Origin of the sequence: Escherichia sp. TW14182, assembly GCF_000208525.1 — a bacterium.
GTDB classification, from domain to species: domain Bacteria; phylum Pseudomonadota; class Gammaproteobacteria; order Enterobacterales; family Enterobacteriaceae; genus Escherichia; species Escherichia ruysiae.
On sequence record NZ_AEJZ01000097.1, the window covers coordinates 1 to 21,777 of the forward strand.

Here is a 21,777-nt window from a genome sequence, read left to right on the forward strand (position 1 = left end):
CCACCATCATGACCATGATCACGAACATCATCACCATCACGGACATGGCGAGAATGTCGAATATCAGGACGCCCATGAGCTGGCTCACGCAAATGACATTAAACGACGCTTTGATGGCAGGGATGTCACGAACTGGCAGATTTTACTGTTTGGCTTGACTGGCGGACTGATCCCCTGCCCTGCAGCGATAACTGTGCTGCTGATTTGTATTCAACTGAAAGCCCTCACTCTGGGAGCAACTCTGGTCGTTAGTTTCAGTATTGGCCTTGCGTTAACGCTGGTCACCGTGGGCGTTGGCGCGGCAATCAGTGTCCAGCAAGTGGCAAAACGCTGGAGCGGATTTAACACACTAGCCCAAAAAGCCCCCTATTTTTCCAGCTTGTTAATTGGCTTAGTCGGAGTGTATATGGGCGTGCATGGCTTTATGGGCATAATGCGATAACTCAATCCTTTGGGCTTGCATGTTATCTTCAGCCCAGGATGATTCTTAAATCAGCTATTTCCGCTGACTCTTCGCCCGATGAGGATGCTTTTACAGCATCCTTTCATTTACACTTTTTACGAAATCATGGGATCACTAACAAAATATCGCTTGTCGGTTATATTGTATGACAGGAAAGATATGCGACTGATTTTGCTGATCCCCAACGTGGAGAGTATATGACCATAAGAAATAAGTTATTGTTGGGTGCGCTGTTGCTGGCAACCAGCGTAGCGTGGGCCGCACCGGTCACTGCGGGTTCGACCAATGCCTCTGGAATTTCAAAGTATGAGTTGAGCAGTTTCATCGCTGACTTCAAACATTTCAAACCAGGCGATACCGTTCCAGAGATGTACCGCACCGATGAGTACAATATTAAGCAGTGGCAGTTACGTAACCTGCCTGCCCCTGACGCCGGAACTCACTGGACCTATATGGGTGGCGCATATGTGTTGATCAACGACACTGACGGTAAAATCATTAAAGCCTACGACGGCGAAATATTCTACCATCGCTAAAAAAAGCCCCCTCATCATGAGGGGGAAATGCAGACACCTTGTTATTTTTTATTATTAGCCACTTGCTCGTCTTACTTGTTATTAGTCGTATTTCACGTTGATCAAGGCAGTAGCCTCCAGTGCGCCAGATTTAACTTTATTTTTATCATATACATAGTAACTGGCTGTTACCGGAATTAAGACTGTTGTATCTGTAATTTTTGACTTCGCCGCAATTTCCTTTAAATTTGTGTATCCTTTACTGCTGTCAGTGATATTTAAAAGTGTGACTGGTGAACCATTACTTTCAAGAATAAATCCTACGCCATTATCTTCCGCACCTTTCAGTATCGTGTTACTGCTGGTTAACAAATCAGAACTTGATAAATACACCTGCATTTTCCGTGATGTTTGATTTTGTTGACCTAATAAATTTTTACAACGCAGAATAATATCCCCTTTCTTGCTATTTATTGTTGTTTTGTTACCTGTGACTGGTAATTGTGAAACGGGAATACTCTCTAAAGTAATTAATAAATCATCAGGTTTGCAGGTCGTTGTTATCGGGTTGTATGACAATGCCAGATTAAAGGAATAGACACCTGCATTTTGTGCCAATGCATTTCTGTAGCTATTCACACATGCATCCCACGACTTTCCTCCTAGCAAACACAGTAAAAATTGCACTGCAGCACTTCCACGCGTTGTTGATGAAGCACTGGATAATGTCGCGACACCATTAATCATCACTGCTCCGCCGCCCCCTGCAGAAACATTCACTTTCGCGTTACTGGCTGCCGATGTCACCGTTACTGAATAACCACTGGTGAAACTGGTCTGGTTATTTGATAATGTGATGCTGTTTTTGTTAGTCCATTCAAAATGTAAATTTAATTTAATGGTATCGTTATAAAGTCCAACAACAATATCCGACGGACTCATGGGGTTGATGGTATTCGTACTCACGCATGACGAGTCATTAAAATTATGCTCATATGTCGCCGTTTGTGTTTGAGTTAGCGCAAAATCTCCCTGAACAACCAAATTATGCTGCGCTGACAACTCTCCATAACATGCCGCATAGCTCACAGGAATAGCCATCATCATTAATATAAATAACATTATGCGATTTTTCATAGAACCACCTGACTATTACTGGCAAATATAATTTTTACTTTCATCAATCTCTTTACCGAAGGTGATTATGCATGAAAGTCCTTGTCGTTTATCAATTGCTACATTAACCGATGGCGGTACGTCATTGGTGCGAATAAATAACTGGCTTCCCTGACCGACAACGCCAATATTATGGCCATGGATATCATTAACTTCATAACCAAACGTTAATGGTTGCCCATCCACTCTTAACGCTTTTATAAACCAGGGTTTGCGCTGATCGGTATCAAAATTAATCAGCACGACCGCGCCGCGATAAGGGGCGGCAATTTTCCGGTTACCGCGCAATTCGGTTTCGCTATCACTTTGCGACACATCCAGCATCAGGTGATTTTCCCGATAAGACGTCATTCCGTCGTATACCACCACCCCATTACGATTTGTAGTGCGATATTTTTGTCCATTAACATAAGCATCTTTAATTCCTGGTGCATGCATCACAGCAAACGTTTCAGAAAGACGATTCGCCAGATTCACACCACCAGACCAGGCGACAATGCCCCCTGAAACACTGGCTCCAGCCTGTCGATAAGTACTCGACTGACTATAACTGCCATTCACTGTCACCATCGGCGCGTTCCAGGTTAAATTCGCCCCAGCTGTCGTTTCGTTCCCCTGATGCTGATGACTCAAGTTGGCACCATAGTTAAACTGATCGCGGCTCCCAACCGTTCCCGATATTCCTGTATTGTTTGAGGCAAAACCCTGATCGTCAAAGGTCGTTGAGTTAGACATATATATTTGCCGCCGTGGTGTCGTGACATCATCCCCCCAATCAAAGGGAATCGATATAAAAATATTAAAGCGTTTTTCTTCATGATGATTCTCGTCATAAGCCTGACTTGCTGCGAGGGTATAGCTTATCCGTTGCAAGTTATTGGAGTAACTCAACTGATAATCTTTACTGCTGCCGCTACGCCCCCAGTAATCTCGCCATAATGTGCTTAATGACACAGAACCCCAGCCTTCTGGCAATGACTGACTCATATTGGCGGAAAAGCTATTTTTGCGCCCAAAATCATTCTGGTAATAATCTGCAATGTCATAGGCATCATTTTTATCGCGACGATAATTATCTTTATTATTTGCCCAGACATAATCATTAAACGTCCGGTAATCGCGCGAAGAATAACGCCAGGCTGCCAGGCCAAAACGCGTCGATGTTTGAGTCACAAATTTGTTGTAGGCTATCTGATAACTTTGTCCGTCAAAAACATCGCCATTATCTTGCTTACTATGAGATTTTGTTGCATCGACAGAAATCGCGCCAATGCGTGTATTCCAGCCAGTCCCAAGAGTAAATGCGTAGTAATTATTGGCAATCATCGTGCCGCCATACAGCGTTAATAAATTATTAAAGCCATACTGGTAACCGACCTGAACAAAATCGCTTTGCTTATTTGCTCCTTCAATATGGCTACGACCCGCCGCAAAATCATATTTCGACACGCCCGGTTGCAACATATTTGGCACCGCCGAATAAGGCACCAGGTACGTGGTAACCGAACCGTCAGCCTCTTTCACGCTAACATCAAGATCCGCTCCACCACCGGCCAATTGCAAATCAGTAATCGAAAATGGGCCAGGTGGAACCTCCTTCTGATAAACAATAAAACCGTTATGTTCAATGGTTACCAGCGCGTTACTCTGCGCAATCCCCTGCACTCGTGGGGTAAAATTTTGCTTCGAGTCAGGCAACATCTGCATATCACGAAAAAGTCGCACGCCACTGAAGCGAACAGAGTCAAAAATATCGCTTGAGGTGTACATATCACCGACACGCAGCGTGCCGAGAATTTGTGCAAACCCGCGTTCCAGATATAGGGTATTGCTTTTCCACTCCCCAGGATTGTTATCCGTTTTGCTGAAACTGGCATCAGAATGCAGTTGCCACCCCAGCAGATTTAATCCACTGTTAAAACGAACATAACTACTCTTGTTATTACCCGACGCTTTATAGTCGCTGTAATACTGGCTCATATAATAAGAGGTATAAAAAGCATTAATACCCCGTTCCCAGTTTTCCGGCGGGACATAACCACTTTCCAGTTCATCAACCCAGGCTTGCGGAACGCTGAAATCTAAACGAAAAACACCGATATTCCAGGCATAACTCCCACCCTGAACAAGTTGCTCTAATGTTAAACATTGCTTACTACTGGCGAAGTTATCGGTATTAATACCTAACCGCTTGATAATTTCTCTCGCCAGGCATGTTTCTTCGGGGTTATCTTTAACGATAATCTCATATTTCCCACGCCATTGTTTATTGACATAAATATCGATGTCATATTGGCCCGGTAAAGGTTGATTATCATCAAGGCGAATATGAGCAACCTGTTGGTCTTTCATTCCCCCCATCATAAAATGGGTGTCAAAGGTTTCTTCCGCTGCATACGCTTCAATGCCGAGCAATAACGCTACGATTGCTGATGCGAGTGGGGTTATTCTCAACACGGGCAGCTCCTGCAATTAAATTTTGTCGCTAATATAGTTGCCATCATCATCAATAATGGTCAAATACCAGCTATTCGCATTATTAGTTTTGACGTTTACACTCTGGCTTTCTAATGGCGCAATCATGATGGTTTCATAATTGACTTTGACATTATTCGCTTTTACATCGGAAATCGTCACCCAGTTCGGCGAATCATTTTTTATCACCAGCCCATTGCCGCTACGATTTACCAGCAATTTCTTAAACGTTGCTTTATTAACCGGAGCAATACCCGCCGGTCGGTAAAACAATTTGATTCTGTTTTGCATCGCAAACTTCAGTGCATTCTTGCCTTCTTGTTCTGGACTATTTGGTGGAATATCCAGAACATTCAGATAAAAAATGCTCTCTTTATTACTGGGCAACTTATTCGGCATGATTTTAATTTTTACTTGCTGTCCGGAGTTAGCCCCTATTTTTGCCACTGGTGGCGTTAGCATGAAAGGAACCTGAATCTTTTCCGGCGGCAGTGATGTGTCGCCATCATCAATCCACGCCTGAAGTAATGAAGATCGGTTTCCCTGATTCATCAACTGCACCATCACTTCTTTATTTTCAGCCGGGTAAATAATTCGCGTCCCGTAGATGACAATTCCGGCATGTGCAGGAAGAACCATAGAAGAAATGAGTAAAGCTAATAACCCTTTCATCTTAATGCCTCTTAAAATTAAAAGGCCGCCATGGAGATAGCGGCCATGTTTATTTCCTGGAGAAACTTGCGAAATTATTTAATTATTAATCCTGCGCCACACGCATAACTAAAGAAGAGACCACATCACCTGATTGCACTGAGTCTTCTGTCAGTTTCAGGTATTTTGCTTTAAACGGAATCGCATACTGACCATCCGCTGTTTTATAACTCTCAATATTAAAAGGCGCTGAAACATCCAGGACATCGCTGTTATCGCCTAAATAGAGATAATAACCCACGGTATCGTTACTACTGGCTATCGCTTTATCGTTGCCGGTTATTTTATCATTGGTGATCAACGAGAGTTTTACACCAGCAACTTCTTTCGGGCAGCTAATTTTTAACATACTACTGGTTACACCGACAGCATCATCATAGGTAGAATATTTCGCTTTACCTTCAAAGACAGTGGTTGGTACAGTTGGCATATTAATACTTACTGAATCACCACCCGCTTCAAATTTACACGGAGACTCTGCAATATTCCCCTTAATGGTTAAAGTTCCGGTATCAACGTCTGCAGCAAATACGCCAGCACTCATAAAAAAAGAAGAAAAGACAGCGGTAGCAATAATTGAATGTTTCATAATAGGTTCCTTAATATAGTTTATTTTGATTGTTAAGACTCTGTATCTCGTGGAAACAAATTTCTCACATCAAAAAAGTTACTGCAATGTAAACGTATTGTTTTATTGATTCAAAACAATTTAACCATTGCAATATAATTACAACAAATACTTAAGGGAATTAAATATTTACCACATCTATTAATTGACATAATTTACTGTTAACCACATTCTTAAAATAAATAAAAAAGCCTAAATCATTCACGGGAATGATTTAGGCTCTCCAAATATTATTAAAAGAGTGTTGCCTGATTAATCGTAGCGATTTAATACGATTCGACGTTTGCTATCGTTGCCCGCTGTAACCAGCTCTGTAGTGACGCCTTTTACCGGCGAAGAAATCCGATGACGGGTATCAACGCTTTGCGATACCTGACCGCAATGCTGTTGGGGCTGGCTATTAACAATATCCATACTGCATGTTGGGGGGCTGATCCTGCCATTAATCGTTAATGCGGCAGTCTCTGAAGAGAACGCGGGAGAAGCCAATCCATAGGCAAGAAAAATGATTCCTGACAGCCAATACTTATTCATTGAACGTTATCCCTGTAGTAAAGGTTATGCCTGGATAGATTGAGTGCATAACAAACTATAGCTGTACATCCGCTACACAGCCACGAAGGATGATAAAGAGGCTTTACCTGTACGATCAATCTACTTTGTACAGTTTAGGACTAAGATCCACTGAATATTCGCAGCATTAAAAAAGTGTTCATTTAAAGCCACAAAATAAATACACCGCATCAATGTATCATTTCTGCGGTGTATGACGAACAACCAGAAAGGCTAATGCACGTTAGACCGCGCGGAAGGAGATCTCACCTGGAATAACTTCACCTTGCCAGTAGAGCTGAGCAGCAACCCGGTCAGCCAGTTGGCGGTAGATAGTAGTAAATTCGCTCTCCGGACGGCTGATAACGGTAGGTGTTCCTTTGTCGAGATCTTCACGCAGGCTAATGTGTAACGGCATTTGCCCCAACAACTGCGTATGGTATTTCTCGGCCAGTTTCTCTGCCCCACCAGTGCCGAAAATCGGCTCATGATGACCACAGTTACTGCAAATATGGACGCTCATGTTCTCGACAATACCCAGTACCGGAACTTCGACTTTCTCGAACATCACGATACCTTTTTTCGCATCAATCAGCGCGATGTCCTGTGGTGTGGTGACCACTACTGCACCAGTTACTGGAATGTTTTGCGCCAGTGTCAATTGAATGTCACCGGTGCCTGGCGGCATGTCGAGCACCAGATAATCCAGATCCGGCCATAAGGTTTCCTGCAACATCTGCATTAACGCCTTGCTCGCCATCGGGCCACGCCACACCATCGCGTTGTCGTCAGTGACCAGATAACCAATTGAGTTGGTTGCCAGGCCATGAGACATAATCGGTGCCATATGAGTCCCGTCCGGCGAGGTCGGACGCTGATTTTCTGCCCCCAGCATGGTTGGGATAGACGGACCATAAATGTCGGCATCCAGAATGCCGACTTTCGCTCCTTCCGCCGCCAGCGCCAGCGCCAGGTTTACCGCCGTGGAGGATTTACCCACGCCACCTTTGCCGGAACTGACCGCGATAATGTTCTTCACGCCGTTAATTCCCGGCTGATTCTTCACGCGTTTCAGCGTGGCAATGTTATGCGACAGTTTCCAGTCGATAGCTTTTGCCCCGGTGATACGCAGCAATTCGGCGCTACATTGCTCTTTTAACTCTTCGAACGCGCTATGCCAGACGAACGGCATAACCAGCTCCACATGCAGCGTGTCGTCCATCCAGGCGACATGATGCAACGCTTTCAGCGTGGTAAGGTTATGCTTCAGGGTTGGGTGCTGAAAATTAGCCAGTGTCCCGGCGACTATTGCGCGCAAGGCTTCTGGTGATTTGGCCTGGGATTGTTCGTTCATCCCGACTCCTTATTTATATAGATAAACCATCAGCTAAATAGTTTACCTGAAGAAAATAGATAAGTACTTACTTAACATTTTTCCATTTGGTACTATCTAACCCCTTTTCACTACTAAGAAGTAATGCCTACTATGACTCAAGTCGCGAAGAAAATTCTGGTGACGTGCGCACTGCCGTACGCTAACGGCTCTATCCACCTCGGCCATATGCTGGAGCACATCCAGGCTGATGTCTGGGTCCGTTACCAGCGAATGCGCGGCCACGAGGTCAACTTCATCTGCGCCGACGATGCCCACGGTACGCCGATCATGCTGAAAGCCCAGCAGCTTGGTATTACCCCGGAGCAGATGATTGGCGAAATGAGTCAGGAGCATCAGACTGATTTCGCAGGCTTTAATATCAGCTACGACAACTATCACTCGACGCACAGCGAAGAGAACCGTCAGTTGTCTGAGCTTATCTATACTCGCCTGAAAGAGAACGGTTTTATTAAAAACCGCACCATCTCTCAGTTGTACGACCCGGAAAAAGGTATGTTCCTGCCGGATCGTTTTGTGAAAGGCACCTGCCCGAAATGTAAAGCGCCAGATCAATACGGCGATAACTGTGAAGTCTGCGGCGCGACCTACAGCCCGACTGAACTGATCGAGCCGAAATCTGTGGTTTCTGGTGCTACGCCGGTGATGCGTGATTCCGAACACTTCTTCTTTGATCTGCCCTCTTTCAGCGAAATGTTGCAGGCATGGACCCGCAGCGGCGCGTTGCAGGAGCAGGTGGCAAACAAAATGCAGGAGTGGTTTGAATCCGGCCTGCAACAGTGGGATATCTCCCGCGATGCGCCTTACTTCGGTTTTGAAATTCCGAACGCACCAGGCAAATACTTCTACGTCTGGCTGGACGCACCGATTGGCTACATGGGTTCTTTCAAGAATCTGTGCGACAAGCGCGGCGACAGCGTAAGCTTCGATGAATACTGGAAGAAAGACTCCACCGCCGAGCTGTACCACTTCATCGGTAAAGATATTGTTTACTTCCACAGCCTGTTCTGGCCTGCCATGCTGGAAGGCAGCAACTTCCGCAAGCCGACCAACCTGTTTGTTCATGGCTATGTGACGGTGAACGGCGCGAAGATGTCCAAGTCTCGCGGCACCTTTATTAAAGCCAGCACCTGGCTGAATCATTTTGACGCTGACAGCCTGCGTTACTACTACACTGCGAAACTCTCTTCGCGCATTGATGATATCGATCTCAACCTGGAGGATTTCGTTCAGCGTGTGAATGCCGATATCGTCAATAAAGTGGTTAACCTGGCCTCCCGTAACGCTGGCTTTATCAACAAGCGTTTTGACGGCGTGTTGGCAAGCGAACTGGCTGACCCTGAACTGTACAAAACCTTTACCGATGCCGCTGAAGTTATTGGCGAAGCGTGGGAAAGCCGCGAATTTGGTAAAGCTGTGCGCGAAATCATGGCGCTGGCTGACCTGGCTAACCGCTATGTTGACGAGCAGGCTCCGTGGGTGGTGGCGAAACAGGAAGGCCGCGATGCCGAACTGCAAGCGATTTGCTCAATGGGCATAAACCTGTTCCGCGTGCTGATGACTTACCTGAAGCCGGTACTGCCGAAACTGACTGAACGTGCGGAAGCATTCCTCAATACGGAACTGACCTGGGATGGTATTCAGCAACCGCTGCTGGGCCATAAAGTGAATCCGTTCAAGGCACTGTATAACCGTATCGATATGAAACAGGTGGAAGCACTGGTGGAAGCATCCAAAGAAGAAGTGAAAGCAACTGCCGCGCCAGTTACTGGCCCGCTGGCTGATGATCCGATTCAGGAAACCATCACCTTTGACGACTTCGCCAAAGTTGACCTGCGCGTGGCGCTGATTGAAAACGCAGAGTTTGTTGAGGGTTCTGACAAGCTGCTGCGCCTGACGCTGGATCTGGGTGGCGAAAAACGCAATGTCTTCTCCGGCATTCGTTCTGCTTACCCAGACCCACAGGCGCTGATTGGTCGTCACACCATTATGGTGGCTAACCTGGCTCCGCGTAAAATGCGCTTTGGTATCTCCGAAGGCATGGTGATGGCCGCAGGTCCTGGCGGGAAAGATATCTTCCTGTTAAGCCCGGATGCCGGTGCTAAACCTGGTCATCAAGTGAAATAACTCCCTTCAAGGCGCTGCATCAACAGCGCCTTTTCTTTATAAATTCCTAAAGTTGTTTTCTCGCCTTTTTGTCGCTCTGTAACCTGCGCAAATGCTGTTAGCATCTGTATTAAACTGGATAAAATTACAGGGATGCAGAATGAGACACTTTATCTATCAGGACGAGAAATCACATAATTATTCAACTGCTCCATAACGGCTGGCGCTATCAGGAACAGAGCGCCATTAGTCAGGCTGATTTGCTGGCGAACGAACTCTCCGTAATCGGTTTTTATCGGCTGGCGCATGTGTTGAAGCAATTACGCAATTCGGAAAGCGAGACACTGGCAGAAGTATTGAATAATTGTGTTTTACTCTGCGAACAGTTGTTACTGATGCTTGAGCAACAAGGAGGAAAAAATGCTTTTTATTAAGAGATCTACTCCATTTCCGGACTGCTCAAGACGAGGTATAAAGAATATTCTATAGCGCCCTGGTGAGAGTCACCAGTTTTCTGATCTTGATAAAATGGAGTTTTACATGAAGGCTTTCAACAAGCTGTTTTCCCTCGTTGTTGCATCTGTTCTGGTTTTCTCTCTCGCTGGCTGTGGTGACAAAGAAGAATCAAAGAAATTTAGTGCCAATCTGAACGGTACTGAAATTGCCATTACCTATGTCTACAAAGGCGACAAGGTGCTTAAGCAATCTTCAGAAACCAAAATTCAGTTTGCAACCATCGGTGCAGCTAACAAAGAAGAGGCGGCTAAAAAGCTTGAGCCGTTAAGTGCAAAATATAAAAACATTGCTGGCGTTGAAGAAAAATTAACCTTTACTGATACTTACGCGCAGGAAAACGTGACTATCGATATGGAAAAAGTTGATTTTAAAGCCCTGCAGGGTATTTCCGGCATTAACATTTCTGCTGACGATGCCAAAAAAGGTATCACTATGGCGCAAATGGAACTGGTGATGAAAGCCGCTGGCTTTAAAGAAGTGAAATAATCTGCCGGAGGCCATGCTCTCTGCATGGCCTCCAGACCTGTCTTAGTTTTTCTTCACATGCTGGCGCGCAGCCAGTCCACGCAGAAAATAACGCAAGAATTGATCGCCGCATTCGCGGAAGTTTTTATGATCCGGTGCGCGCATCATCGCAGTAATTTCCGGCATAGAAACGCGGAACTGCTGTTCGGTGAGGATCGCCAGGATGTCATCGGTTTTCAGTGAAAACGCGATGCGCAATTTTTTCAGCACAATATTGTTATTAATACGACGTTCCGGCTCCAGTGCCGGTGCAGACTCATCCCTGCCGCGTTTTTCGTAAATCAGACCATTCAGGAATGAGGACAAAATAATGTCCGGACAACGTTGAAAACCTTCTTCATCTTCTTTACGCAACCAGATGGCAATCTGTTCGGCAGTGGTTTCGACATTGCCCAGCGCCAGAATGCGCACCAGGTCGTTATTATTGGCTTTTAAAATGTAGCGCACGCTGCGCAGAATATCGTTACTTAGCATGAGGCCTTCAGGTGTTGATGAGGCAAAAAGCCATTTTAGCAGTCTTTTACAGGCCAATCGCCTCTTTTAAGCTTTTCAGATAACGGCGGCTGACCGGCACGGTTAAGCCATTACGCAAAATCAACTCGGCCTGGCCATTATCTTCCAGACGAATCTCCTGTAAATGCGCGAGGTTAACCAGATACTGGCGATGACAACGCAGTAGCGGTGTACGACTCTCCAGGGTGCGTAAAGTCAGTTCAGTAAAGCCCTCTTTCCCTTCGTGACTGGTGACGTAAACACCGCTCATCCTACTGCTGACAAACGCTACATCTTTCATTTGCAGTAAATAAATCCGACTGTGCCCCGTACAAGGAATAAATTTCAGCGCCTGCTGATTTTCCGGTAACAGCGAAACATCCTGCTTGCTCCGCTCCTGACGCAAACGCGCCAGCGTTTTCTCCAGCCGCGCTTCATCAATCGGCTTCAGCAGATAATCAAAGGCATGTTCTTCAAAGGCTTTAATGGCGTATTCGTCAAACGCGGTGAGAAAAACGATATACGGACGATGTTCCGGGTCGAGCATCCCCACCATTTCCAGACCGCTGATGCGTGGCATCTGAATGTCGAGAAACAGCACATCCGGGCGCAGTTTATGCACCGCGCCAATCCCTTCCACGGCGTTTGAGCACTCGCCGACAATTTCAATATCGCTCTGCTCCTGCAAAAATACGCGCAGGTTTTCCCGTGCTAATGGTTCATCATCGACAATTAAGACTTTAATCATGCCTCGTCCCTCCATGGCAGTCGTAACGTTATTCGGGTGTAACTATCAGGCTCACAGGCGACGCTTATCCCATAGTCATCGCCAAACCGCTCACGTAAACGCTTATCCACCAGATTCATCCCCAGCCCACTGGCATTGGTTGCCGGTTGATACAAACCGGCATTGTCTTCGATCTCCAGCATCAAATGTTGCCCTTCACGCCTTGCGCTAATTGCCACTCGCCCTGTATCCAGCAGTTGTGAGGTTCCATGTTTAATAGCGTTTTCCACTATTGGTTGCAGGGTAAACGCGGGCAACTGCTGCCGGGATAATTCCTCCGGAATAGCAATGTTGACCTGCAACCGTGACTGGAAGCGCGCCTTTTCAATTTGCAGATAAGCATTCACGTGTTCAATTTCGTCGGCGAGAGTAACAAACTCCGAAGGCCGCTTTAAGTTTTTGCGGAAAAAAGTGGAAAGATACTGCACTAGTTGACTGGCCTGTTTGCTGTCGCGGCGGATAACGGCTTTAATGGTGTTAAGCGCATTGAACAGGAAATGGGGATTCACCTGGGCGTGAAGCAGTTTAATTTCTGACTGCGTGAGCATCGCTTTTTGCCGCTCATATTGCCCGGCGAGGATCTGCGCCGAAAGCAATTGCGCAATCCCTTCCCCCAGCGTGCGGTTGATTGAGCTGAACAAACGGTTTTTCGCTTCATACAATTTGATGGTGCCCATCACCCGCTGATTCTCACCACGCAACGGAATCACCAGCGTCGAACCCAGTTTGCATTGCGGATGCAAAGAGCAACGGTAAGGCACTTCGTTGCCATCGGCGTAGACCACTTCGCCGGTTTCAATCGCTTTTAAGGTGTAAGTCGAAGAAATCGGTTTGCCGGGTAAATGGTGATCGTCACCAATTCCGGTAAAGGCCAGCAATTTCTCTCGATCGGTAATCGCGACTGCACCAATATCCAGCTCCTGATACAGCACCTGTGCCACTTTCATGCTGTTCACTTCGTTAAACCCCTGGCGCAAAATGCCTTCCGTCGAGGCCGCTACTTTCAGCGCAGTGGCAGAAAAAGCTGAAGTGTATTTTTCAAACATCGCGCGTTTATCGAGCAATATACGCATAAACAGCGCCGCGCCGACGGTATTGGTGACCATCATTGGCGCAGCAATATTACTCACCAGACGCACCGCATCTTCATAAGGTCGGGCGATTGCCAGGATGATCAGCATTTGCACCATTTCAGCGACGAACGTGACGGCACCGGCGGTAATGGGGTTAAAGACTTTATCAGTGCGCCCGCGACGGATCAGGATGCTGTGTACCAGGCCGCCGAGCAATCCTTCAACGATGGTCGAAATCATGCAGCTTAGCGCAGTCATGCCCCCCATTGAGTATCGATGTAACCCGCCGGTCAGACCAACCAGCCCACCGACGACCGGACCGCCGAGTAAGCCGCCCATCACCGCGCCAATCGCCCGCGTATTAGCAATCGAATCGTCGATGTGCAACCCGAACCAGGTGCCCATAATGCAGAAAATGGAAAAGACGATGTAGCAGAGAAATTTATGCGGCAGACGAACCGTGACCTGCATTAATGGTATGAATAATGGCGTTTTACTCATTAACCACGCAATGACTAAAAAAACGCACATCTGCTGAAGCAGCAGCAACACCAGATTAAAATCGTACATACCCGCAAACCACACTTCCCTTTAAAACGCGTAACATACATTGCCTGCGTTTAACTTTCTTTGAACTCTTGCAGAAAAATGAGAATTCGTGAGTACGATCACTCAAAATCACCTGGCAAAAATAAAATCACCCTAACGATGAACTAAAAACGGACAAAACTACCTGGTTCGCAAATCTGCGTCTAAAGTTAAACCGGGACCTCGCGAGCAAGGGTGAGAGGATGGCGCTTTACACAATTGGTGAAGTGGCGTTGCTTTGTGATATCAATCCTGTCACGTTACGCGCGTGGCAGAGGCGTTACGGATTGTTGAAACCGCAGCGCACAGACGGCGGTCATCGCCTGTTCAACGATGCCGATATCGACCGGATCCGCGAGATCAAACGCTGGATCGATAACGGTGTGCAGGTCAGCAAAGTTAAAATGCTACTCAGTAATGAGAATGTTGATGTGCAAAACGGCTGGCGCGATCAGCAAGAAACTCTGCTTAATTACCTGCAAAGTGGCAATCTACAAAGTCTGCGAATGTGGATCAAAGAACGTGGTCAGGATTACCCCGCCCAGACGCTCACCACACATCTGTTCATTCCTCTGCGCCGACGTCTTCAGTGTCAGCAACCAACTCTCCAGGCGTTACTGGCGATCCTCGACGGTGTACTGATCAACTACATCGCCATTTGTCTGGCTTCGGCACGTAAAAAACAGGGTAAAGATGCGCTGGTGGTTGGCTGGAATATTCAGGATACCACGCGGCTGTGGCTGGAGGGTTGGATTGCCAGCCAGCAAGGATGGCGCATTGATGTCCTCGCCCATTCCCTCAACCAGCTCCGCCCGGAACTGTTTGAAGGCCGCACGCTATTGGTGTGGTGCGGTGAAAACCAGTCTCCCGCCCAGCAGCAGCAGCTCACCAACTGGCAGGAACAAGGCCATGATATTTTCCCACTCGGCATTTAATGATTCGTTAACAAATGCGCTTTACTGTACAATCCTTTCGTTAACATAAGGAGTGCATTATGCGCATAGCGAAAATTGGGGTTATCACCCTGTTCCTGTTGATGGCGTTAGGCGGTATCGGTGGCGTCATGCTCGCAGGTTATACCTTTATTTTGCGTGCTGGCTGAGTAGCTGCACCAACCGTTCAAACAGGCGGTCTACGATGATCGCCGCCAGTGCCACCAGCAACGCCCCCTGAATCACATAAGCAGTGTTAAATCCGCTAAGTCCGATAATGATGGGCGTACCCAGCGTGCTGGCTCCTACCGTTGAGGCAATGGTCGCCGTACCAATATTGATACTCACTGAAGTCCGCACGCCAGCCAGAATCACTGGCGCTGCCAGCGGTAACTCCACTTTACGCAATCGCTGACCCCGGCTCATTCCCATCCCTTTGGCAACGTCTGTCACGCTGGCATCAATCGATCCCAGTCCGGCAAGTGTCGCCTGTAAGATCGGTAGCACGCCGTAAAGGATCAAAGCAATAATCGCCGGTTGCTGACCAAACCCCATCACCGGAACAACAATCGCCAGCACAGCTACGGGCGGAAAAGTCTGCCCAACGGCGGCAATGGTTTCGACCATCGGGCGAAACTCCGCGCCCCACGGGCGAGTGACAGCAATTCCGGCACCGGTACCAATGATCACGGCAAACAAACTTGAGATCCCCACTAGCCAGAAATGAGCCAGCGCCAGGGCAGCAAAACTTTCCTGCTGATAAACAGGCCGAGGTAATTGTGGAAATAAAGCACCAAACAACGGCTGGCTATAGGGTAGCCAGAAAATCAGCCCCACAAACAGAGCAATAAGCCAGAACAGCGGATCGCGCATTATTTTCATACGATTACGCCTCCACCAGCAGATCCTGAAAATGTAATGTGCCGCAAGGTTTACCTTGATCGTCAACCACCGGCAACACTTCACAACCACGAGCGACAAACAATGAGAGCGCATCACGTAGCGTCATCTCTTCTGCCAGCGCCTCACCTTCAGCGCGTTCGTTGCGGCGCACATAATCAGTCACACTACGTAACGAAAGCAGGCGCACACCCAGTTCACTATGCCCAAAAAACTGGCGGACAAAATCATTCGCTGGACGAGTAAGCATCGTCAGCGGATTGCCCTGCTGCACCACTTCACCATGATCCATCAACACCAGATGTTCTGCCAGCCGTAGCGCCTCATCAATATCATGAGTGACCAGCACAATAGTGCGCCCCAGCAAACGGTGAATGCGCGTCATCTCTTGCTGCAACGCGCCGCGCGTCACCGGATCCAGCGCGCCAAACGGTTCATCCATCAGCAAAACTTGCGGATCGGCAGCCAGCGCACGAGCAACGCCGACTCGCTGCTGCTGACCACCAGAAAGTTGATGTGGATAACGCTCACGCAAATTTGACTCCAGCCCCAACAGCGCCATTAATTCGTCGATACGATCGTCGATCCGCGCCCGCGACCATTTTTGTAATTGCGGCACGGTGGCGATGTTTTGCGCCACGCTCCAGTGGGGAAATAAACCTATCGACTGGATGGCGTATCCCATCCGGCGCCGCAACTCCAGTACTGGCAGCGAGCGAATTTCTTCTCCGGCAAAGCGGATCACGCCGCTGTCATGCTCCACCAGGCGGTTAATCATTTTCAGGGTGGTGGATTTGCCGGAGCCAGATGTGCCAATCAGCACCGAAAAACTCCCTTCCTGAAAATTGAGATTGAGATCGTTAACGGCTTTTTGTGCGCCGAACAGTTTGCTGACATGGCTAAATTCAATCATTACGTTTCACCTTCAGCAGTGCGATAAGCAAATCGAACAGCGCATCGGTAAGCACCGCCAGAACAATTACCGGGATCACCCCGAGCAACACTAAATCAATGGCGCTGCTTAGCAGCCCCTGGAAAACCAGCGCACCAAAACCGCCTGCGCCGATTAACGCCGCAATCACCGCCATACCTACAGTTTGCACCATCACCACCCGCAGGCTGCGCAGAAATACCGGTAACGCCAGCGGTAACTGCACATACCAAAAACTCTGCGTCCCGCTCATGCCCATCGCTGTGGCGCTCTCCTGCACGTCGCGCGGGATCTGATTCAAGCCCACTACCACGCCGCGCACTAACGGCAGTAACGCGTAGAGCACCAGCGCAATCAGTGCGGGTGTCATTCCGGTTCCTGCTATGCCGAGCTTCCCCAGCCACGGAAAGGCCGTAACCAGCGCGGCAAGCGGCGCAATCAACAGGCCAAAGAGCGCCACCGAAGGCACGGTCTGAATGACATTGAGCAGAGAAAAAATTGCCCCCTGCCGTGCAGTGGAAAAGTAGCACCAGATGCCCAGCGGCACACCAATCACTAACGCAGGCAGCACCGCACCAAACAGCAACGTCAGATGCTGTGCCAGCGCGTCATCAAACACATCCTGACGGTTGGCGTATTCTTTCATTAGCGAGAGATCGTTAAGCGCGCCGGAGTACAGCAACCACAGCGGAATGATGGCAATCTGCATATGCAACAACCAGCGCCACAGCGGATGCGTGGAGATTCGGCGGATGGCATCACTACAGGCCAGCAGTGCCAGCGCCGCTGCCAGCCAGAAACCACTGCCGAGGCTGGTACGCGCCAGCGCACTGCCATTTTGCGCCAGTTGTGTCGCCGCCTTTCCAGCTCCCCACACCAGCAATACGAAGACGAATTGCGCAAGGATGAGTGCAAAAATGCTGCCTTTTCTACCGGGAATAAAACAGGCAGTCAGCCAGGCGCAACCAACGCCCACCAGCATCCAGATCGTTTGCGGCCACAGTTGCCAGAGATGACGCCCCTCACCAGAGACCAGCCGGTTAGGCGCGTAACTGATAAACGGCAGTGCCGCTGCGATTGCCGTCAGCAACAGCAGCAGCGCCAGAACAGGATTAATACGTAGATAAGTCACGAGAAATTACTTCGTCCACCCTTTTTGTTTCAGGTAGTCGGCAGCCACTTTTTTGGCATCCAGTCCTTCAACGGCAATGCTGGCATTCAGTTGCTGCAATGTTTTTTCATCGAGGCTGGCGAAGACTGGCTGTAGCCACTGTGCCATTTGCGGATACTCCTTCAACACCGATTCACGCACCACTGGTGCAGGCGCGTAGATAGGTTGCACGCCTTGCGGATCGCTTAAGGTTTGCAGTCCCAGCGCCGCTACCGGGCCGTCAGTGCCGTAAGCCATCGCCGCATTAACGCCGGATGTTTGTTGGGCAGCGGCTTTAATGGTCACCGCCGTGTCGCCGCCTGCAAGTGACAGTAACTGATCCTGATCGAGTTTAAAGTCGTAAGCTTTTTCAAAAGCGGGTAACGCATCGGCGCGTTCAATAAACTCTGCGGAGGCCGCAAGTTTGAAGTTGCCCCCCTCTTTCAAATAACGACTGAGATCGGCAAGCGAAGTGAGTTTGTTTTTCTCTGCCACATCCTGACGCACGGCGATGGTCCAGGTGTTATTCGCAGGCGCGGGCGTCAGCCAGATTAACTTGTTTTGCTCTGCATCGAGCTTTTTGACTTTCTCGTAGCCTTGCCCGGCATTTTTCCACGCCGCATCGTTTTCATCTTTAAAGAAGAAAGCGCCATTGCCGGTGTATTCCGGATAGATATCCAGCTCGCCAGAAGTAATCGCCCCACGCACCACAGGAGTCGTTCCGAGTTGCACTTTATTGACCGTCGGTACGCCGTGGCTTTCGAGTACCTGCAAGATGATGTTGCCGAGTAGCGCGCCTTCGGTATCGATTTTTGAACCGACTTTAACGGGGGAAGCCGCGTGTAGCGGCAGGCTCACGGCTGCCAACAAAACCAGTGAACCTGCCCAGACCTTTGAGAGTGGCATGATGCTTTCCTCATTCTTTTACTGTTGTTTTCAGCGAATTAAGAGAAAAGCATAGTTGATAATGGCGGGGTTAGCCTGACTGGGCGGATTCAGTTGCAGAATCAGATAAATACTTAAAGGGGGAAATACTGACCGACGTTTCCTGCCGGATGCGGCGCAAGCGCCTTATCCGGCCTACAGCGGGTGAAAAATCAACAAGTTGTAACCATTCTGTAGACCTAATAAGCGCAGCGCATCAGGCAAAGGGCGCAAACGTCGCGCCCTTACTAAAGCATTACAGCAACTCAAACTCGCCTTTCTTAACGCGTGCGGAATCAGTGCCGATAAAGACATTGAACTTGCCTGGCTCGGCGTCATATTTCATCTGCTGATTCCAGAACTTCAGCGCCTCGATATCGATCGGGAAGCTGACAGTCTGAGTTTCGCCCGGTTTGAGGGTGATTTTCTCAAAACCTTTCAACTGCTTCACCGGACGGCTCATAGAAGCGGTCACATCCTGCAAATACATCTGAACCACCGTCGCCCCTTCGCGTTTGCCGGTATTCGTCACCTGCACGCTGGCGGTCACTTTGCCGTCACGCTTCATGGTCGGGGCAGAGAGTTTCACATCAGAGACGGTGAACGTGGTATAGCTCAGACCATAACCGAACGGGTACAGCGCCCCGTTAGCTTCATCAAAATAACGCGAAGTGTATTTGTTCGGCTTGTCGGCATTATACGGGCGACCGGTATTCAGATGGCTGTAGTACACAGGGATCTGCCCGACAGAACGCGGGAAGGACATCGGCAGCTTGCCGGACGGGTTGTAATCGCCAAACAATACATCGGCAATCGCATTCCCCCCTTCCGTACCCGCAAACCAGGTTTCCAGAATCGCGTCGGCCTGCTGATCTTCTTTCACCAGCGCCAGCGGACGACCGTTCATCAGCACCAGCACCAGCGGTTTACCGGTGGCCTTCAGCGCCGCAATCAAATCACGCTGACTTTGCGGGATGGTGATATCGGTACGGCTGGAGGCTTCGTGCGCCATCCCCTGTGCTTCACCGACCACAGCCACCACCACATCAGATTGTTTCGCGGTTTGCACCGCTTCATCAATCATCTCTTGCGGCGAGCGCGAATCGACTTTGACCGCTTCTTCATACTGATTCAGGAAATCGATAATGCCTTTGTCACTGGTAACGTTCGCCCCTTTGGCATACAGCACTTTACCGTTTTCACCGACGGCATTTTTAATCCCGGTCAGTACGGTCACGGATTGATCGGCAACACCGGCTGCGGACCAGCTGCCCATCACGTCACGTTTACTGTCCGCCAGTGGCCCAACCACCGCAATGGTGGCCGATTTTTTCAGCGGTAACGTTTCGAGACGGTTTTTCAGCAACACCAGGCTTTCACGCGCCACTTCACGCGCTTCTTTACGGTGCAGGCGGCTTTCAGCATTGGTATCCACCGGGTCAGACTCTTTCGGCCCAAGGTGGCTGTACGGATCGTTAAACAGTCCCATGTCATATTTGACGTTCAGTACGTGACGCGCGGCATCGTCCAGCTCAGCCATCGTCACTTTGCCGGATTTGATCAAACCAGGCAGATACTTCGAGTAATACTCGTCGCTCATACTCATGTTGATCCCGGATTTCAGTGCCACGCGCACCGCATCTTCCGGATCTGCCGCCGTACCGTGTTTAATCAGTTCTTTGATTGCGCCATGATCGGAAACGGTGATGCCTTTAAAGCCCCACTGATCGCGCAGCACATCTTTCAGCAGCCAGGAATCGGAGGTGGCTGGCGTGCCGTTCAGCGAGTTCAACGCCACCATCACCGCGCCGCTGCCTGCATCCAGCCCCGCTTTGTACGGCGGCATATAGTCATTAAACAGACGCTGCGGGCTCATATCGACGGTGTTGTACTCTTTACCACCTTCTACCGCGCCGTATGCAGCAAAGTGTTTGACGCTGGTCATCACCGAGTAGCGATCTGCCGGGCTTTTACCCTGCATCGCTTCCACCATGGTTTTACCCATGATTGAGGTCAGATACGTATCTTCGCCAAAACCCTCGGAAGCACGTCCCCAGCGCGGATCGCGCGAGACATCGACCATTGGCGCCCAGGTCATATTCAGGCCATCATCTGCCGCTTCATAAGCAGAGACGCGCCCTACTGTTTTCACCGCATCGAGGTTAAAAGAAGAGGCCAGGCCGAGGCTAATCGGGAAGACAGTGCGCTGACCGTGCAGCACATCATAGGCAAAGAAGAGAGGAATTTTCAGGCGGCTTAATTCCATCACCTGATCCTGCATGGCGCGGATATCCTGACGGGTTACGGTGTTGAAAATCGCCCCAACCTGCCCGTCTTTGATCATCTCGCGGATCGCCTCTTTCGGGTTATCCGGGCCGACGCTGATTAAGCGCAGTTGACCAATCTTCTCATCAACCGTCATTTTTTTGAGCAGTTCGGTGACGAACGCATCACGCGCTTCGGGCGTTAATGGATGGTTACCGAACAAATCATCCGCCAGTGCTGGCTGTAAGGCCAGACTTACCGCGATACCTACTGAACATAGCCATTTCATGTGGATTTTTCTTCCTTTGTTGCCCGACGTGGCAGCGAAAATGGTGCAAAAACCGTAGTTTGCCATAAGCATGATGGAGAGAGAAAAAGAATGCTCAGTTTATTGTCTGAATTTTCAAAATATTCACTCGCTGAATTGTCATACAAGGCGCTATTCTAGTTTGTGATATTTTTTCGCCACCACAAGGAGTGGAAAATGTCTTCCATGACAACAACTGATAATAAAGCCTTTTTGAATGAACTTGCCCGTCTGGTCGGTCATTCACACCTGCTCACCGATCCCGCAAAAACGGCCCGCTATCGCAAGGGCTTCCGTTCTGGTCAGGGCGACGCGCTGGCTGTCGTTTTCCCTGGCTCACTACTGGAATTGTGGCGGGGGGTGGAAGG

20 protein-coding genes and 2 pseudogenes are annotated in these 21,777 nt (G+C 48.9%); 8 read left to right on the forward strand and 14 right to left on the reverse strand.

The window, feature by feature from the left end; all coding sequences use genetic code 11:
* Positions 1–442 (forward strand): nickel/cobalt efflux transporter (locus tag EQY_RS0109985; RefSeq protein WP_000496522.1); only part of this gene is annotated, 442 nt, incomplete at its 5' end.
* Positions 443–660: 218 nt separating this feature from the next.
* The gene (gene rcnB / locus EQY_RS0109990; protein ID WP_000155513.1) at positions 661–999 is read left to right on the forward strand and encodes a Ni(II)/Co(II) efflux transporter accessory subunit RcnB; all 339 of its coding nucleotides are present in this window, start codon (positions 661–663) and stop codon (positions 997–999) included.
* 81 nt (positions 1,000–1,080) lie between these two features.
* On the opposite strand, the gene EQY_RS0109995 is transcribed toward rcnB, so the two are convergent.
* The 6 genes from EQY_RS0109995 to apbC all read right to left on the reverse strand — a co-directional run bounded on the left by EQY_RS0109995 (position 1,081) and on the right by apbC (position 7,874).
* Positions 1,081–2,115 carry a putative fimbrial-like adhesin protein gene (locus tag EQY_RS0109995; RefSeq protein ID WP_000797247.1) on the reverse strand — a complete coding sequence of 345 codons (1,035 nt, stop codon included), beginning with the start codon at positions 2,113–2,115 and terminating at the stop codon, positions 1,081–1,083.
* Between the two features lie 15 nt (positions 2,116–2,130).
* Positions 2,131–4,611: a fimbrial biogenesis outer membrane usher protein gene (locus EQY_RS0110000; protein ID WP_000944515.1), complete on the reverse strand. Its 2,481-nt coding sequence runs from the start codon at positions 4,609–4,611 to the stop codon at positions 2,131–2,133.
* A gap of 15 nt (positions 4,612–4,626) precedes the next feature.
* Positions 4,627–5,301 carry a fimbria/pilus periplasmic chaperone gene (locus EQY_RS0110005; protein ID WP_000677336.1) on the reverse strand — a complete coding sequence of 225 codons (675 nt, stop codon included), beginning with the start codon at positions 5,299–5,301 and terminating at the stop codon, positions 4,627–4,629.
* Between the two features lie 85 nt (positions 5,302–5,386).
* Positions 5,387–5,929: a fimbrial protein gene (locus EQY_RS0110010; RefSeq protein WP_000682827.1), complete on the reverse strand. Its 543-nt coding sequence runs from the start codon at positions 5,927–5,929 to the stop codon at positions 5,387–5,389.
* Positions 5,930–6,220: 291 nt separating this feature from the next.
* The gene (locus EQY_RS0110015) at positions 6,221–6,502 is read right to left on the reverse strand and encodes a YehE family protein (RefSeq protein ID WP_032225669.1); all 282 of its coding nucleotides are present in this window, start codon (positions 6,500–6,502) and stop codon (positions 6,221–6,223) included.
* Between the two features lie 262 nt (positions 6,503–6,764).
* Positions 6,765–7,874, reverse strand: a complete 1,110-nt coding sequence (apbC, locus tag EQY_RS0110020) for an iron-sulfur cluster carrier protein ApbC (RefSeq protein ID WP_001005431.1) — start codon at positions 7,872–7,874, stop codon at positions 6,765–6,767.
* Positions 7,875–8,006: 132 nt separating this feature from the next.
* On the opposite strand from apbC, the gene metG reads away from it, so the two are divergent.
* The 3 genes and pseudogenes from metG (at position 8,007) to EQY_RS0110030 (ending at position 11,021) form a co-directional block, all read left to right on the forward strand.
* Positions 8,007–10,040 (forward strand): methionine--tRNA ligase, encoded by a 2,034-nt coding sequence (gene metG / locus EQY_RS0110025; protein WP_024212506.1) that lies wholly within the window; start codon positions 8,007–8,009, stop codon positions 10,038–10,040.
* 173 nt (positions 10,041–10,213) lie between these two features.
* Positions 10,214–10,453 (forward strand): annotated as a pseudogene (locus EQY_RS26765) (SWIM zinc finger family protein); the annotation flags it as partial.
* Positions 10,454–10,559: 106 nt separating this feature from the next.
* A complete protein-coding gene (locus EQY_RS0110030; protein WP_010347181.1) occupies positions 10,560–11,021 on the forward strand; it encodes a YehR family lipoprotein in 462 nt (153 codons plus the stop codon).
* A gap of 42 nt (positions 11,022–11,063) precedes the next feature.
* Here EQY_RS0110030 and EQY_RS0110035 read toward each other — a convergent pair whose 3' ends face one another.
* From EQY_RS0110035 to btsS, 3 genes are read right to left on the reverse strand one after another with little or no spacing between them, the layout of a single operon-like run.
* Entirely contained in the window at positions 11,064–11,534 is a 471-nt protein-coding gene (locus EQY_RS0110035; RefSeq protein ID WP_010347183.1) for a YehS family protein, read from the reverse strand.
* Positions 11,535–11,580: 46 nt separating this feature from the next.
* The gene (gene btsR, locus EQY_RS0110040) at positions 11,581–12,300 is read right to left on the reverse strand and encodes a two-component system response regulator BtsR (protein ID WP_000598641.1); all 720 of its coding nucleotides are present in this window, start codon (positions 12,298–12,300) and stop codon (positions 11,581–11,583) included.
* Positions 12,297–13,982: a two-component regulatory system sensor histidine kinase BtsS gene (btsS, locus tag EQY_RS0110045; protein WP_024212508.1), complete on the reverse strand. Its 1,686-nt coding sequence runs from the start codon at positions 13,980–13,982 to the stop codon at positions 12,297–12,299. Before btsS ends, btsR begins: the two co-directional genes overlap by 4 nt.
* Positions 13,983–14,203: 221 nt before the next feature.
* On the opposite strand from btsS, the gene mlrA reads away from it, so the two are divergent.
* Positions 14,204–14,935, forward strand: coding sequence for an HTH-type transcriptional regulator MlrA (mlrA, locus tag EQY_RS0110050; protein ID WP_001240389.1), 732 nt, complete (start codon positions 14,204–14,206; stop codon positions 14,933–14,935).
* A gap of 59 nt (positions 14,936–14,994) precedes the next feature.
* Positions 14,995–15,102, forward strand: coding sequence for a protein YohO (locus EQY_RS0110055; RefSeq protein ID WP_001216965.1), 108 nt, complete (start codon positions 14,995–14,997; stop codon positions 15,100–15,102).
* Here the strand turns inward: EQY_RS0110055 and EQY_RS0110060 are convergent.
* The 5 genes from EQY_RS0110060 to bglX form a co-directional block, all read right to left on the reverse strand.
* Positions 15,083–15,814 (reverse strand): ABC transporter permease, encoded by a 732-nt coding sequence (locus EQY_RS0110060; protein ID WP_000700018.1) that lies wholly within the window; start codon positions 15,812–15,814, stop codon positions 15,083–15,085. The genes EQY_RS0110055 and EQY_RS0110060 overlap by 20 nt on opposite strands.
* 4 nt (positions 15,815–15,818) lie before the next feature.
* Positions 15,819–16,745 (reverse strand): glycine betaine ABC transporter ATP binding protein YehX, encoded by a 927-nt coding sequence (gene yehX, locus EQY_RS0110065; RefSeq protein WP_000569350.1) that lies wholly within the window; start codon positions 16,743–16,745, stop codon positions 15,819–15,821.
* The gene (yehY, locus tag EQY_RS0110070) at positions 16,738–17,895 is read right to left on the reverse strand and encodes a glycine betaine ABC transporter permease YehY (protein WP_000221800.1); all 1,158 of its coding nucleotides are present in this window, start codon (positions 17,893–17,895) and stop codon (positions 16,738–16,740) included. The genes yehX and yehY overlap by 8 nt, the downstream gene beginning before the upstream one ends.
* Before the next feature lie 6 nt (positions 17,896–17,901).
* Positions 17,902–18,819, reverse strand: coding sequence for a glycine betaine ABC transporter substrate-binding protein OsmF (gene osmF, locus EQY_RS0110075; protein ID WP_001131248.1), 918 nt, complete (start codon positions 18,817–18,819; stop codon positions 17,902–17,904).
* 274 nt (positions 18,820–19,093) lie between these two features.
* Positions 19,094–21,391, reverse strand: a complete 2,298-nt coding sequence (gene bglX, locus EQY_RS0110080; RefSeq protein WP_000871484.1) for a beta-glucosidase BglX — start codon at positions 21,389–21,391, stop codon at positions 19,094–19,096.
* Positions 21,392–21,586: 195 nt separating this feature from the next.
* Here bglX and EQY_RS0110085 point away from each other — a divergent pair.
* Positions 21,587–21,777, forward strand: a pseudogene (locus tag EQY_RS0110085) (D-lactate dehydrogenase); the annotation flags it as partial.

Excerpts from the sequence above, each read along its gene's own strand:
- rcnB (WP_000155513.1), top strand. The coding sequence starts at position 661 with ATGACCATAAGAAATAAGTTATTGTTGGGTGCGCTGTTGCTGGCAACC.
- EQY_RS0109995 (WP_000797247.1), bottom strand. The coding sequence starts at position 2,115 with ATGAAAAATCGCATAATGTTATTTATATTAATGATGATGGCTATTCCT.
- EQY_RS0110005 (WP_000677336.1), bottom strand. The coding sequence starts at position 5,301 with ATGAAAGGGTTATTAGCTTTACTCATTTCTTCTATGGTTCTTCCTGCA.
- EQY_RS0110010 (WP_000682827.1), bottom strand. The coding sequence starts at position 5,929 with ATGAAACATTCAATTATTGCTACCGCTGTCTTTTCTTCTTTTTTTATG.
- EQY_RS0110015 (WP_032225669.1), bottom strand. The coding sequence starts at position 6,502 with ATGAATAAGTATTGGCTGTCAGGAATCATTTTTCTTGCCTATGGATTG.
- apbC (WP_001005431.1), bottom strand. The coding sequence starts at position 7,874 with ATGAACGAACAATCCCAGGCCAAATCACCAGAAGCCTTGCGCGCAATA.
- metG (WP_024212506.1), top strand. The coding sequence starts at position 8,007 with ATGACTCAAGTCGCGAAGAAAATTCTGGTGACGTGCGCACTGCCGTAC.
- EQY_RS0110030 (WP_010347181.1), top strand. The coding sequence starts at position 10,560 with ATGAAGGCTTTCAACAAGCTGTTTTCCCTCGTTGTTGCATCTGTTCTG.
- EQY_RS0110035 (WP_010347183.1), bottom strand. The coding sequence starts at position 11,534 with ATGCTAAGTAACGATATTCTGCGCAGCGTGCGCTACATTTTAAAAGCC.
- btsR (WP_000598641.1), bottom strand. The coding sequence starts at position 12,300 with ATGATTAAAGTCTTAATTGTCGATGATGAACCATTAGCACGGGAAAAC.
- btsS (WP_024212508.1), bottom strand. The coding sequence starts at position 13,982 with ATGTACGATTTTAATCTGGTGTTGCTGCTGCTTCAGCAGATGTGCGTT.
- mlrA (WP_001240389.1), top strand. The coding sequence starts at position 14,204 with ATGGCGCTTTACACAATTGGTGAAGTGGCGTTGCTTTGTGATATCAAT.
- EQY_RS0110055 (WP_001216965.1), top strand. The coding sequence starts at position 14,995 with ATGCGCATAGCGAAAATTGGGGTTATCACCCTGTTCCTGTTGATGGCG.
- EQY_RS0110060 (WP_000700018.1), bottom strand. The coding sequence starts at position 15,814 with ATGAAAATAATGCGCGATCCGCTGTTCTGGCTTATTGCTCTGTTTGTG.
- yehX (WP_000569350.1), bottom strand. The coding sequence starts at position 16,745 with ATGATTGAATTTAGCCATGTCAGCAAACTGTTCGGCGCACAAAAAGCC.
- osmF (WP_001131248.1), bottom strand. The coding sequence starts at position 18,819 with ATGCCACTCTCAAAGGTCTGGGCAGGTTCACTGGTTTTGTTGGCAGCC.
- bglX (WP_000871484.1), bottom strand. The coding sequence starts at position 21,391 with ATGAAATGGCTATGTTCAGTAGGTATCGCGGTAAGTCTGGCCTTACAG.